The organism is Pseudonocardia zijingensis, from assembly GCF_042657305.1.
In the GTDB taxonomy this organism is placed as follows: domain Bacteria; phylum Actinomycetota; class Actinomycetes; order Mycobacteriales; family Pseudonocardiaceae; genus Pseudonocardia; species Pseudonocardia zijingensis.
This window is the reverse complement of record NZ_JBHSKO010000053.1, coordinates 1-13092: the sequence shown is the minus strand read 5'-3', so window position 1 is coordinate 13092 and position 13092 is coordinate 1. Positions and strand designations below refer to the sequence as shown.

Genomic DNA, 13092 nt, shown 5'->3' with positions numbered 1-13092 from the left:
GATGCAGACCTCGAAGACGATCATCGCGGTGAACAAGGACCCGGAGGCGCCGATCTTCGAGATCGCCGACTACGGCGTGGTCGGGGACCTGTTCACGGTGGCCCCGCAGCTGAAGGACGAGATCGTCAAGCGCAAGGGCTGAGGCCCAGCTGACGACGTGCCCCGGGCGGTGATCCGCCCGGGGCACGGCTGTTCATCCCGCTGCCACCGGGCGGTTCACGCATCCGGGTACGGCTGTTGCCTGCGGCCCGTACCAAGACCCGCGTGACCTCGACGCAGGTACTCGCCAGTACACCGCAGTCGGAAACCTCCCGCCGCTACTCCCTCCTCCTCTCGACCGAACCGGAGGAGGTGCGCGCGGCCCAGCGGCTGCGCCACCGCGTCTTCGCCGAGGAGCTCGGGGCCGTGCTGCACAGCCCCGAACCCGGCCTCGACGCCGACCGCTTCGACGCCTTCTGCGACCACCTGCTGGTGCGCGACGAGACCAGCGGGGAGATCGTCGGCAACTACCGCATGCTGCCGCCCGCCGCGGCCGCCCGTGCAGGAGGGTTGTACGCCGAGAGCGAGTTCGTGCTGGACGAGCTCGCGCCGCTGCGCCCGGCGCTCGTGGAGACCGGCCGCTCGTGCGTGCACCCGGACCACCGCAACGGGGCCGTCGTCGGTCTCGTCTGGGCCGGCATCGCCCGGTACATGCTGCTCACGGGCCACCGCTGGCTCGCAGGCTGCGCGAGCGTCCCGCTGGCCGACGGCGGGGCCGCGGCCTCCGCGGTGTGGGACCGGGTGCTCGCGCGGCACCTCTCACCGGAGGCCCACCGCGTCCGGCCGCTGCGGCCGTGGCGGCCGCCCGTGCTGCGCAGGCCGCGCCAGGTGACGATCCCGCCGTTGCTGCAGGGCTACCTGCGGCTGGGCGCGTGGGTCTGCGGTCCGCCCGCGCTGGACCCGGACTTCGACTGCGCCGACTTCTTCGTGCTGCTCGGCCTCGACCACCTCGACCAGCGCTACGCGCGGTTCTTCCTCGGCGGGTCCTGATGCCCGGCCACCCGGCGGCCCCGGCCTCCGGCTGGCTGCCGGTGTCGCCGTGCGGGTCCGGGTGCCAACCGGCGGACGGCGTCACCCGCCCGGGGGCGTTGCTGCTGGTGGCGTCCCGGCTCTGCGCCCTGGCGGCGATCGTGGTGGCCGCTGCCTTCGGCGCTGCGCTGCTCCCGGGCTTGGCGCGGGCCCGCTGGCTCTGCGCGTCCTACCGCGCCGTGCTGCGGTGCAGCGGCGTGCGGCTGCGGGCGGCGGGCGCGCTCGGCCACGGCGGCGAACTGCTCGCGGTCAACCACCTGTCCTGGATCGAGGTGCTCGCGGTCGCCTCGCTGCGCCCGGTGCGCCTCGTGGCCAAGCGGGAGACGGGTGACTGGCCCGTGGTCGGGCTGGTCGCCCGGCGCAGCGGGGCGCTGTTCGTCGACCGGGCCGGGCTGCGCGACCTCGCCGGCACCGTCGCCGCCACCGCCGACGCGCTGCGCCGCGGGCACGACGTCGCCGTGTTCCCCGAGGGCACGACGTGGTGCGGGGCCGCCGCGGGCCCGTTCCACCGGGCGGTGTTCCAGGCCGCGGTCGACGCGGGCGCACCGGTCCGGCCGGTCGCGGCGGTGCTGCGGCTCCCGAGCGGGGAGCGGGCCACGGCGGCGGCGTTCGTCGGCGAGCAGACGCTGTGGGACTCCCTCGTGCGGGTGCTGCGCCTGCCCCGCCTCGACTGCGAGCTCACGGTGCTGCCCGCGCTGCCCCGCGTGCCCGACCGCCGGGAGCTGGCCCGCCGGGCCGGTGACGCGATCGCGGCGGTGACCGGTGTGCCGCACCCGGCCACCCGGTCGAGCCGTACGAACGGCACCCTCGTCCGATAGAGCGGTACGGAGGGGCCGTTCGTCCGACGAGGCGGGGCCCGAGCCGGCCGCACCCGGCGTCTATCCTGGTCGGCGACCGATCGACCGGGGAGGTGGCCGCCACGAGCGCGACCTACCTCGACCACGCCGCCACCACGCCGATGCTCCCGGAGGCCGTGGCGGCGATGGCGGATGCGCTCACCCGCACCGGCAACGCGTCCTCGCTGCACACCGCGGGTCGCCGCGCCCGGCGCGACGTCGAGGAGGCGCGGGAGCGCATCGCCGCCGCCGTGGGCGCCCGCCCCTCCGAGGTCGTGCTCACGACCGGTGGCACCGAGAGCGACAACCTCGCCGTCAAGGGGCTCTACTGGGCCCGCCGCGACGCCGACGCCCGGCGCACCCGCGTGCTGGTCTCGGCGATCGAGCACCACGCCGTGCTCGACGCCGCGCAGTGGCTCGGCGCGCACGAGGGGGCCGAGGTCGAGCTCCTCGAGGTCGACGACGTCGGCCGCGTGCGGCCCGAGACGCTGCGCGCCGTGCTGGCCCGCGAGCCCGAGCGGGTGGCGCTGATCTCGGTGATGTGGGCCAACAACGAGGTCGGCACCGTCAACCCCGTGCGCGAGCTGGCCGCGATCGCCCACGAGTTCGACGTGCCGATCCACACCGACGCCGTGCAGGCCGTCGGCGTGCTGCCGGTCGACTTCGCCGCGTCCGGCGTCGACGCGCTGTCGCTCACCGGCCACAAGCTCGGCGGGCCCATCGGTGCCGGGGCGCTGCTGCTGGGCCGCGAGGTGGTGCTCACCCCGCTGCTGCACGGCGGCGGGCAGGAGCGCGACGTGCGGTCCGGCACCCTCGACACCCCCGCCGTGGTGGGGCTCGCCACCGCCGTGGAACTCGCGGTGGCCGACGCCCCGCGCCGCGCGCCCGCGCTGGCCGCGCTGCGCGACGACCTCGTCGCCCGGATCCTCGAAGCCGCGCCGGACGCCACCCTCAACGGCGACCCGGGCACCGGCGTCGTCGAAGGCGGGCCGTCACGGCTGCCCGGCAACGCGCACCTGTCGTTCCCGGGATGCGAGGGCGACAGCCTGCTCATGCTGCTCGACGCGCAGGGCATCGAGTGCTCCACCGGGTCGGCGTGCACGGCGGGGGTGGCGCAGCCCAGCCACGTGCTCATCGCGATGGGCGCCGACGAGGCCACGGCCCGCGGCTCCCTGCGGTTCTCCCTCGGCCACACCTCCACCGCGGCCGACGTCGAGGCCGTGGCGGCCGTGATCGGCCAGGTCGTCGAACGGGCGCGGCGCGCGGGCACCACGGCGGTGGCCCGATGAGGGTCCTCGCCGCGATGAGCGGGGGCGTCGACTCGGCGGTGGCCGCCGCGCGCGCCGTCGACGCCGGGCACGACGTGGTGGGCGTGCACCTCGCCCTGTCCGAGACCCCCGACGCGCTGCGCAGCGGGTCGCGGGGCTGCTGCTCGCGCGAGGACGCGGGCGACGCCCGCCGCGCCGCCGACGTGCTGGGCATCCCGTTCTACGTCTGGGACTTCGCGGCCCGCTTCCGCGAGGACGTCGTGGACGACTTCGTGGCCGCGTACGCCGCGGGGCAGACCCCGAACCCGTGCCTGCGGTGCAACGAGAAGATCAAGTTCGCGGCACTGCTCGACAAGGCCCTCGCGCTCGGCTTCGACGCCGTCTGCACCGGCCACTACGCGCGGCTGGTCGGGGGCGAGCTGCGCCGCGCCGTCGACGCCGACAAGGACCAGTCCTACGTGCTCGCCGTGCTCACCCCGCACCAGCTGGCCCACGCGATGTTCCCGATCGGCGACACCCCCAAGGCGGAGGTGCGTGCCGAGGCCGCCGCGCGCGGGCTCCGCGTGGCCGACAAGCCCGACAGCCACGACATCTGCTTCATCCCCTCCGGCGACACGCGGGCCTTCCTCGGCGCCCGGCTCGGCGTCCGGCCCGGCGCCGTGGTCGACTCCGCCACCGGCGCCGAGCTGGCCCGCCACGACGGCGTGCACGGCTTCACCGTCGGGCAGCGCAAGGGCCTCGGCGTCCAGGCGCCCGCCGCCGACGGCCGCCCGCGGTACGTGCTCGGCATCGAGCCCGCCAGCGGCACCGTCACGGTGGGGCCCGCCACCGAGCTGGACGTCCGCACGATCGAGGGTGAGCGCCCCGTCTGGAGCGCGGGCGCGGCCCCGGGGTCGAGGTTCGACTGCGTCGCACAGGTCCGCGCGCACGGTGGCACGGCCACGGCCGTCGCCGAGCCCACCACCGACGGGCTGCGCGTCGAGCTCGGGGAGCCGCTGCGCGGCGTCGCGCCCGGGCAGGCGGTGGCTCTCTACCGCCCGGACGCCGCGGGCGACGTCGTCCTGGGCAGCGCCACGATCACCGCCACCGGGCGGTAGCGGCGCGGCGTCCAGGGCAGAACGCAGAACTCGCCCGCCGAAACGCGAGACTCGCCCGAGACATCTGCGGGACTCGCCCGGCGGAACGCGAGACTCGCCGGGGGCATTTGGGGGACTCGCCTGCCGAAACGGGAGACTCGCGCACAAGGGGGGCGAGTCCCCCGAACCGTGGGGTGAGTCCCGCGAACGGTGGGTGAGTGGCGCGAATGCTGCGTTGTGTCCACCCCGTGCGTGGCGGGGCGGGCGCGGTGGTAGACACCGGCCGTGAGTACCGATCCGCTCGACGCCGCCCTCGCCGCGGCCGGCCTGGCCGGCGCCACCCCGGGGGAGACGGTGGGGGGCGGCGGATTCGTCGTGCCCGGCCCCGCCGGGGACGATAACCAGGACGAGGCGGCTGCCCCGGCGCGCTGGGCCGAGGGCGCGGCCACCGGGGTGGGCTCGCTCCCCGGCTCCGATCCGCGGGAGGCCGCGTCCACCGTGGTGGGCGAGCTGCCGCTGCTGCCGCACCTGCCCGAGCTGCCGGCCCGGGGGGTCGGGGCGGACATGATCGGCCGGACGGCCGGGCTGCTCGTCGACCTGGCCGTCGAGGTCGTGCCCACCGGCTACCGGGTGGCGGCGCGGCCGGGTCGCGACCACCGGCGGGCCGTCGACCTGCTGCGCGGCGACCTCGACGCGTTCGACGAGGCCTGTGAACCGGCGCGTCCGGGGTGGGTGAAGGTGCAGGCAGCGGGCCCGTGGACGCTTGCGGCGGCCGTGGAGCTGCACAGCGGTCACCGCGTGCTGACCGACCCGGGTGCGGTGCGGGAGTTCACCGCGAGCCTGCTGGAGGGGTTGCGCGCGCACGCGGCGGAGGTGGCCGCGCGTACCGGCGCGCAGGTCCTCGTGCAGCTCGACGAGCCGACGTTGCCCGCGGTGCTGGGGGGCACGCTGCCCACGGCGTCCGGGTACGGCACGGTGCCCGCGGTGGGCCGGGTGGAGGCCCAGGACGCCCTGCGCGACCTCGTGTCGGCCCTCGGCGTGCCGGTGGTGGTGCACTGCTGCGCCGACCGGCCGCCGGTCCGCCTGCTCGCCGGGATCGGCGCAGCGGGGGTCGGGATCGACGCCACGCTGCCGGTGTTCCGCGGCGAGAGCGCACTGCCCGCGGCCCTCGACGTGCTCGGCGAGACGTGGGACGCCGGCACCCCGCTGCTGCTGGGCCTCGTGCCGGGGCGGGACCCGGCGACCCGCCCGGATCTGCGTGCCGTGGCCCGTCCCGCGTTCGAGCTCGCCGACCGGCTCGGGTTCGACCGGTCCCGCCTCGGTGCGCTGGCCGTGCCGACGCCCACGTGCGGGCTCGCCGGGGCCACGCCCGACTGGGCGCGCCGGGCGATGGCGCTGGTGCGCGATCTCGGGCAGGCGTTCGTCGACCCGCCCGAGGAGTGGTAGCCGCGCCTGTTCTGGCACGGTGGGTGGGGTGAGCCCGCAGAGCAGGGGACGGAAGCGCAAGAAGGCGAGGGTGCGCGGTGGGGGCGCGCCCGGGGGACCCGACGCGCTGGTCGCCCAGATGGCGCGCGACGTGATGCGCGATCTCGAGTCGGGCGGTGACGCCCTGGACGCGGAGCTCCGCGTGTCGGAGCTGTGGGGCGGCTGGTGGGGGCAGGGTCACGGCCTCGTCGACCCCGAGGTCGTGCTCGGCGAGGGCCTGGTGGCCCACGTCGCCCGGCGCAAGCGCGTGGGCGCGGTGGCCCTGCTGCGGGTGGTCGCAGTCCTCGGCACCGACGCGCAGCGGGAGAGGGCAGCGGCGGCGGCCGACGAGCTCGTCGGGCGCGGGGCCCGGGAGCCGGGGTGGGCGGCCACGCTGGGCACCGAGCGGGTGGGCGCGGTGTGGGCCTACGGCGACGTCTTCGGCGACCAGACCACGGTGCTGCTCGTGGTCGAGCGCGAGGACCGCGGGCACGGGCTCGTCGTGCTGGTCGACCACACCCTGGGCGGCATCGTGAAGGACGCGTTCGTCACCCCCGACCCGGACGGGGCCCTGGCGGACATCCGCACCCTCGGCACGGATCCGTCCGTCACGCTGCGGGAGATCACGCCGGAGGAGGCCGCCGCGATGCTGGTGCCCGCCTTCGCCGCCACCGACCGGGCGGCGAGCGCCGGGCTCGACCTGCCGGCGGACGAGCAGTTCGCGGCGTCACGCGCGCTGGCGCTGGCCCGCGTGCGGCTGCTCCCGGCCCCGCCGCCGGTGCCTGTACCGGTGCCGCTCACCGCGGCGGAGCGCGCCACCGCCGTGGCCGAGTTCCTCGCCTCCGAGCCGGCCCGCGACCTCCCGGCCGCGGCCCGCGGCTGCGCGGAGCGGCTCGTCGAGTTCGGCAACACCGTCGACCCGGCCCGCCCGCTGCGGGTCGGGCCCGGCATGCTCGACCGGTTCCTCGACGAGACCCTGAACGAGGGCCCCGAGCTCACCGACGACGAGTTCGACGCGCTGCCTGCCACCGTGCGCGCCTGGGCGGAGTGGGCGGGGCGGCGGATGGAGCTCCCGGAGGCCGTGATGGACGAGCTGCGGGACACCGCCGACGACATGGCCTGCTCGATCGGGCGGCCCGGCGACGCGGAGCCGGTACCGGCCGACGTGGCCGATGCCTACCTGGCGGGGCTGGACTTCGACGACGTGCGCGCGGAGGACCTGCCCGACGTGCTGGAGCGCCGGATGTTCGCGGTGCCCGCCGTCGGCACCCGCATCGGGTCGGAGGAGTTCCCGTTCCTCGACCCGAGCGATCCGGACGACCGCGGCATGCTGATCGAGGGGGAGCACCCGGAGTACCACGAGGCGCTCGCCGACCCCGGCACCGACACCGTCGGCGGTGTGAACCCGCGGATGCACATCGCGATGCACGAGATCATCGCCAACCAGCTCTGGGACGACGACCCGCCGGAGGTCTGGCAGGCCGCACGCCGGTTGCTCGCCACCGGCATGGACCGCCACGAGGTGCTGCACACGATCGGCGGGGTGTTGACGAAGCACCTGTGGGGGGCGCTGCGCGGGCAGCCCACCGACCCGGCGCGCTACGTCGAGGAGATCGACCGGCTGGGCCGGCCGGAGCCCGGGTACGCCACGGTCACCCCGCTGCGCCGGAAGCGGTGACCGCGTCCTGTCGGGATCGCTGGATAACCTCTGCACGTGAGCACCGATCCGGATGTGCGCGAGCGGCACGCACGGCTGGCCGCTGAGGTCGCCGACCACCAGTTCCGCTACTACGTGCTCGACGCGCCCGTCGTCTCCGACGGGCAGTTCGACGCGTTGTGGCGCGAGCTGGTCGAGCTGGAGAGCGCACACCCGGAGCTCGTGACGCCGGAGTCGCCCACGCAGCGGGTGGTCGGCAAGTTCGCCACCGACTTCGCGGCGTACGACCACCTGGAGCGGATGCTCAGCCTCGACAACACGTTCACCGAGGACGAGCTGCGTGCCTGGGCGGAGCGCATCTCGCGGGACGTCGGCGAGGGCAAGCTCCACTACCTGTGCGAGCTCAAGATCGACGGGCTCGCGGTCAACCTGCTCTACGAGAACGGGGTCCTCACCCGGGCGCTCACCCGTGGCGACGGGCGCACCGGCGAGGACGTCACGCTCAACATGCGCACCCTCGAGGAGGTGCCCGACCGCCTCACCGGCACCGAGGAGTACCCGGTGCCGGCGCTGGTGGAGGTCCGCGGCGAGGTGTACTTCCGGCTGGAGGACTTCCAGGCGCTCAACGCCTCGCTGGTGGAGGCGGGCAAGCCGCCGTTCGCCAACCCGCGCAACACCGCGGCGGGCTCGCTGCGCCAGAAGGACCCCAAGGTCACCGCGTCGCGCAGGCTGCGGCTCATCTGCCACGGCTTCGGCAAGCGCGAGGGGTTCACCCTCGAGCGCCAGTCGCAGGGCTACGAGGCGCTGCGGGCGTGGGGTCTGCCGGTGTCGGAGCGCACGGTCGTGCTCACGGGCATCGACGAGGTGCTCGCGCACGTGGCGTACTGGGGCGAGCACCGCCACGACATCGAGCACGAGATCGACGGCGTGGTCGTCAAGGTCGACGAGGTGGCGTTGCAGCGGCGGCTCGGCTCCACGTCGCGGGCGCCGCGCTGGGCGATCGCGTACAAGTACCCGCCGGAGGAGGCCACAACCAAGCTGCTCGACATCCAGGTCAACGTCGGGCGCACCGGCCGCGTCACCCCGTTCGCGCAGATGGAGCCGGTGGTCGTGGCCGGGTCCACGGTCGCGCTGGCCACGTTGCACAACGCGCAGGAGGTCAAGCGCAAGGGCGTGCTCATCGGCGACCACGTCGTCATCCGCAAGGCGGGCGACGTCATCCCCGAGGTGCTGGGGCCTGTGGTCGACCTGCGCGACGGCACCGAGCGCGAGTTCGTGATGCCCACCCACTGCCCGGAGTGCGGCACGGCGCTGGCCCAGCAGAAGGCGGGCGACGTCGACCTGCGGTGCCCCAACGCCCGGTCCTGTCCCGCGCAGCTGCGGGAGCGGCTGTTCCACATGGCCGGGCGTGGGGCGTTCGACATCGAGGGGCTGGGCTACGAGGCCGCCACGGCGCTGCTCACCTCCGGGGTGGTGCAGGACGAGGGCGACGTCTTCGGGCTCACCGAGGCCGACCTGCTGCGGGTGGAACTCTTCCGCAAGAAGGACGGTGAGCTCTCGGCCAACGGCCACCGGCTGCTCGCCAACCTGGAGGCGGCCAAGGACAGGCCGCTGTGGCGGGTGCTCGTGGGGCTGTCCATCCGGCACGTGGGCCCCACGGCCGCGCAGGCGCTGGCGCGCGAGTTCCGCTCGATGGACGCCATCGAGGCGGCTGCCGAGGAGGCCGCGCGGGCCACGGCCGCGGCCGGGTTCACGATCACCTCGGACGGCACGGAGGACGACCCGGGCGAGGAGCCACCCGCCGCCACCGGCGCCGAGGCCGTCGCTGCCGCTGCATCGGCCCCCGCGCCCGACGGCGACGACGAGGCCTCCTCCGAGGAGCGGGCCGTGGTCGAGGCCAAGGCCGCCCGGGAGGCGGCGCGGGCGCAGGCCAAGGCACTCGCGGCCGCGCTCGCCCCGATCGCGAGCGTCGAGGGCGTCGGCCCCACCATCGCGGCGGCGGTGCGCGACTGGTTCTCGGTCGACTGGCACCGCGAGGTCGTCCGCAAGTGGCGCGAGGCCGGGGTGCGGATGGTCGACGAGGTCGACGCGTCGGTCGAGCGCACCCTCGAGGGCATGTCGATCGTGATCACCGGCTCGATGGAGGGCTTCTCGCGAGACGAGGCGAAGGAGGCCATCACCGCGCGCGGGGGCCGGGCCGCGGGTTCGGTGTCGAAGAAGACCGCGTTCGTGGTCGCGGGCGACGCGCCGGGTTCGAAGTACGACAAGGCGCTGGAGATCGGCGTCCCGATCCTCGACGAGGCGGGGTTCCGCGTCCTGCTGGAGCGGGGCCCGGAGGCGGCCGGGGAAGTGGCCACCGTCGAGGCCTGACCGGCATGATCACCCCTGCCGGGAGCCCGTACCATCCGGATGACAGAACACTGGGATTCCGGGGAACGGGGGTGCGACGGTGCTGCAGGCGGTGCTGAACGGGTCGTGGCCGGCCGACGCCCACCCGCTGCTCCCCGTCACCGCGCGTCACCTCGCCCGCGACGCACGCGCCGTCGCGGAGCTGAACATCTCCGCCGTGCACGTCCACCCGCGTGACCCGTCGGGCCTGGAGACGCTCGACCCGGTGTTCGTCGGCGACACGGTGGCGGCCATCCGCGCACAGGTGCCCTCGATGGAGATCGGGGTCACCACCGGTCGCTGGATCGAGCGCGACCCGCGCAAGCGGATCGAGGCCGTGCTCGCGTGGGGCCACCTCGGCGTCGGCAAGCCCGACGTGTGCTCGGTCAACGTGCACGAGCACGGGTGGGTCGACGTCTGCGCCGCGGCCCGCTCCGTCGGCATCGGGATCGAGCTCGGCGTGTGGACCAGCGGCGACGCGGTCACCCTGCGCACCAACGGCGTGCCGCCGGGCACCACGCGGGTGCTCGCCGAGTCCACCGTCACGGATCCGAGCACGGCGGTGGCGGAGGCCCTGCGCGTGCTGCGCGCACTGGGTTCGATGCCCGTGCCGATCCTCCTGCACGGCGAGGACACGGGTGCGTGGCCGGTGCTGGAGCAGGCGATGATGCTGGGCATCGACACGCGGATCGGGTTCGAGGACGTTCTCGTCACCCCGAAGGGATATCTGGCCGCGGGCAACGACCACCTCGTGTCCGAGGCGCTCGAGGTGCGGCGCAAGCTCCGCAGCAGCGGCTACCGGGTCTAGCCGGCCACCGCCCTTACGCTGGCGGTTTGGCTTTCGCCACAGAAATGCCCCGATCACCGTGGCCGCAGCCGTGGCCACCTGTGGGATGCGCGCAATAGCGTCGTCTGCATGGGAGTGCTCGGCGAGATCAGCAGGCGAGCGCGCGGCGCGGCGGCCATGTTCACCCAACCGCTGCTGCCCGACGACCTGCTCGGCACGCTGAACCCGTTGTGGTCCACCAGCGAGCCACATGCGCGCGTGGTGGGACTGCGGCGCGAGACCGCCGACACGACCACGCTGCTGCTGCACACCGGCCGGTTGCGCGTCACCCCGCCGCACCGGGCCGGTCAGTTCGTCGGGATCGGGACCCGGCTCGACGGCGTGTGGCAGTGGCGCACCTACTCGGTGACGTCGTGCCCCGGCGACCCGCGGCTGGCCGTCACGGTCACCGCTGTGCCGGGCGGCACCGTCTCCGGTGCGCTCGCCCACCGCACGCCGGTGGGCACGCTGCTGCGGATCGGCCCGCCCGCGGGTGAGTTCGTGCTGCCGGACCCGGTGCCGGAGAAGCTGCTGTTCGTCACGGCGGGCAGCGGGATCACCCCGGTCATGGGCATGCTGCGCGACCTCGCGGCCAACCGGCCCGGTGCCCTGCACGGCGCCGTCGCCGTGCACTGCGACCGCACCCCGGCCGACGTCGTGTTCGGTGCGGAGCTGCGCGCGCTCGCCGCCACCACGGGGCTGCAGGTCGTCGAACGGCACACGGCCGCCGAGGGCAGGCTCACCCCGGACACGCTCGCGGACACCGTGCCCGACTGGGCGGCCCGGCAGGCGTGGGCCTGCGGCCCGCCCGGGCTGCTCGACGCGCTCACCCGGCACTGGTCGCGCTACGGCGACCCGGACGCCCTGCACGTCGAGCGCTTCGTCGCGCCCACCCCGGTGGCCGACCCCGGCACCGGCGGGCGCGTCACGTTCACCACCAGCGGTATCACCGCCGACGCCGGCCCCGGCGTCGCACTGCTCTCGGCGGGCGAATCGGCGGGCGCGCTCCTGCCGAACGGCTGCCGCATGGGCATCTGCCACACCTGCGTCGGCCGGCTGCGGTCGGGCGGCGTGCGCGACCTGCGCACCGGTGAGGTGCACGACACGCCAGGCCACACCGTCCGCACCTGCGTCTCCGGCGCGGCGGGCGACGTCGAGATCGAGCTGTAGGAGCCACCATGCCCGAGACACCCAGTGCCGCGGCACATCTGACCGACGAGCAGGTCGAGGCGATCGGCGCGGAGCTCGATGCGATCCGGGCCGAGGTCGTGGCCTCGCTCGGCGAGCGCGACGCCCGCTACATCCACAAGGTGATCGCCGCCCAGCGGGCCCTGGAGGTGGGCGGCCGCGCCGCGTTGCTGTTCGCCCGGTTCCCCCCGGCGTGGATCGCGGGCACCGCGGCCCTGTCCGTGGCCAAGATCCTCGAGAACATGGAGCTCGGCCACAACATCCTCCACGGGCAGTGGGACTGGATGCGCGACCCGAAGATCCACTCGACCACGTGGGAGTGGGACCACGCCTCGCCCGCCGAGTCGTGGAAGAAGTCGCACAACTACGAGCACCACACGTTCACGAACATCCGCGGCAAGGACCGCGACCTCGGCTACGCCATCATGCGGGTCACCCCCGAGCAGGAGTGGAAGCCGATCTACCTGCTGCAGCCGGTCTACAACGTCGGCCTCTCGCTGATCTTCGAGTGGGGCATCGCGCTCTACGACCTGGAGGTCGAGAAGGCGCAGGAGGGCAAGAAGCCGTGGGCGCAGGTGCGCCGCGAGGCGAAGAACCTGTGGCGCAAGGCGCGCAAGCAGCTCGCCAAGGACTACGTGCTGTTCCCGCTGCTGTCCGGGCCCGGCTTCATGGCCACCCTCACGGCCAACGCCACCGCCAGCGCGGTGCGCAACATGTGGTCGCACGCCGTGATCTTCTGCGGCCACTTCCCGGACGGCACGGAGACGTTCGAGGAGGAGCGGCTCGAGGGCGAGACCAAGGGCCAGTGGTACGTCCGGCAGATGCTCGGTTCGGCCAACCTCTCCGGCGGCTCGCTGTTCCACATCATGACCGGGAACCTGTCGCACCAGATCGAGCACCACCTGTTCCCGGACATCCCGAGCAACCGCTACGCCGAGATCGCCCCGCGGGTGCGGGAGATCTGCGAGCGCTACGGCCTGCCGTACACCACGGGGTCGCTCCCGAAGCAGTACGGCACGGTGGTGCGCAAGCTGGCCCGCCTCGCCTTCCCGGGTGGTGGCCCGAAGGCGGAGGTCACCCAGCTCCCGGCGCGCCCGAAGCCGGTCGGCACGCCGGTGCGGCTCGCCGGCTGAGCACAGACCGCTGCCGGCGCGCACGGTCAGCGATCAAGGGGAAAAGGTCGCTAGTTGATCTGGCGGTCTCAACTGGTTGTTGCAACGAGCAGCTCGTCGAGTGCCTGGGCGGGATTCTTCCATCCGAGGGTCTTGCGTGGGCGGCCGTTGAGTTCGTGGGCGACGGTGTCGAGGTCGGCCTGGGTGTA

Annotated in this window: 10 protein-coding genes and 2 pseudogenes; 11 read left to right on the top strand and 1 reads right to left on the bottom strand. The window is 74.6% G+C overall.

Annotated features, from left to right (window positions below; genetic code table 11):
- The 11 genes and pseudogenes from ACFPL3_RS41690 to ACFPL3_RS41640 form a co-directional block, all read left to right on the top strand.
- Positions 1-142: pseudogene (locus ACFPL3_RS41690) on the top strand (electron transfer flavoprotein subunit alpha/FixB family protein); the annotation flags it as partial.
- Between the two features lie 122 nt (positions 143-264).
- Positions 265-1029: a GNAT family N-acetyltransferase gene (locus ACFPL3_RS41685; protein ID WP_343946382.1), complete on the top strand. Its 765-nt coding sequence runs from the start codon at positions 265-267 to the stop codon at positions 1027-1029.
- Positions 1029-1886, top strand: a complete 858-nt coding sequence (locus ACFPL3_RS41680; protein WP_343946381.1) for a lysophospholipid acyltransferase family protein — start codon at positions 1029-1031, stop codon at positions 1884-1886. Before ACFPL3_RS41685 ends, ACFPL3_RS41680 begins: the two co-directional genes overlap by 1 nt.
- 92 nt (positions 1887-1978) lie before the next feature.
- Entirely contained in the window at positions 1979-3193 is a 1215-nt protein-coding gene (locus ACFPL3_RS41675) for a cysteine desulfurase family protein (protein WP_343946380.1), read from the top strand.
- The gene (gene mnmA / locus ACFPL3_RS41670; protein WP_343946379.1) at positions 3190-4269 is read left to right on the top strand and encodes a tRNA 2-thiouridine(34) synthase MnmA; all 1080 of its coding nucleotides are present in this window, start codon (positions 3190-3192) and stop codon (positions 4267-4269) included. Before ACFPL3_RS41675 ends, mnmA begins: the two co-directional genes overlap by 4 nt.
- 354 nt (positions 4270-4623) lie before the next feature.
- The gene (locus tag ACFPL3_RS41665) at positions 4624-5694 is read left to right on the top strand and encodes a uroporphyrinogen decarboxylase/cobalamine-independent methonine synthase family protein (protein WP_379590978.1); all 1071 of its coding nucleotides are present in this window, start codon (positions 4624-4626) and stop codon (positions 5692-5694) included.
- A gap of 28 nt (positions 5695-5722) precedes the next feature.
- Positions 5723-7390: a DUF1841 family protein gene (locus ACFPL3_RS41660; RefSeq protein WP_379590975.1), complete on the top strand. Its 1668-nt coding sequence runs from the start codon at positions 5723-5725 to the stop codon at positions 7388-7390.
- A gap of 30 nt (positions 7391-7420) precedes the next feature.
- Positions 7421-9739: an NAD-dependent DNA ligase LigA gene (gene ligA, locus ACFPL3_RS41655; protein WP_343946383.1), complete on the top strand. Its 2319-nt coding sequence runs from the start codon at positions 7421-7423 to the stop codon at positions 9737-9739.
- A gap of 79 nt (positions 9740-9818) precedes the next feature.
- Complete coding sequence (locus tag ACFPL3_RS41650; protein ID WP_343946377.1) at positions 9819-10565, top strand: 3-keto-5-aminohexanoate cleavage protein; 747 nt, start codon at positions 9819-9821, stop codon at positions 10563-10565.
- A 108-nt stretch (positions 10566-10673) separates the two neighbouring features.
- Complete coding sequence (locus tag ACFPL3_RS41645) at positions 10674-11753, top strand: ferredoxin reductase (protein WP_343946376.1); 1080 nt, start codon at positions 10674-10676, stop codon at positions 11751-11753.
- Positions 11754-11761: 8 nt separating this feature from the next.
- The gene (locus ACFPL3_RS41640; RefSeq protein WP_343946375.1) at positions 11762-12904 is read left to right on the top strand and encodes a fatty acid desaturase family protein; all 1143 of its coding nucleotides are present in this window, start codon (positions 11762-11764) and stop codon (positions 12902-12904) included.
- Between the two features lie 68 nt (positions 12905-12972).
- Here the strand turns inward: ACFPL3_RS41640 and ACFPL3_RS42130 are convergent.
- Positions 12973-13092, bottom strand: a pseudogene (locus ACFPL3_RS42130) (IS30 family transposase); the annotation flags it as partial.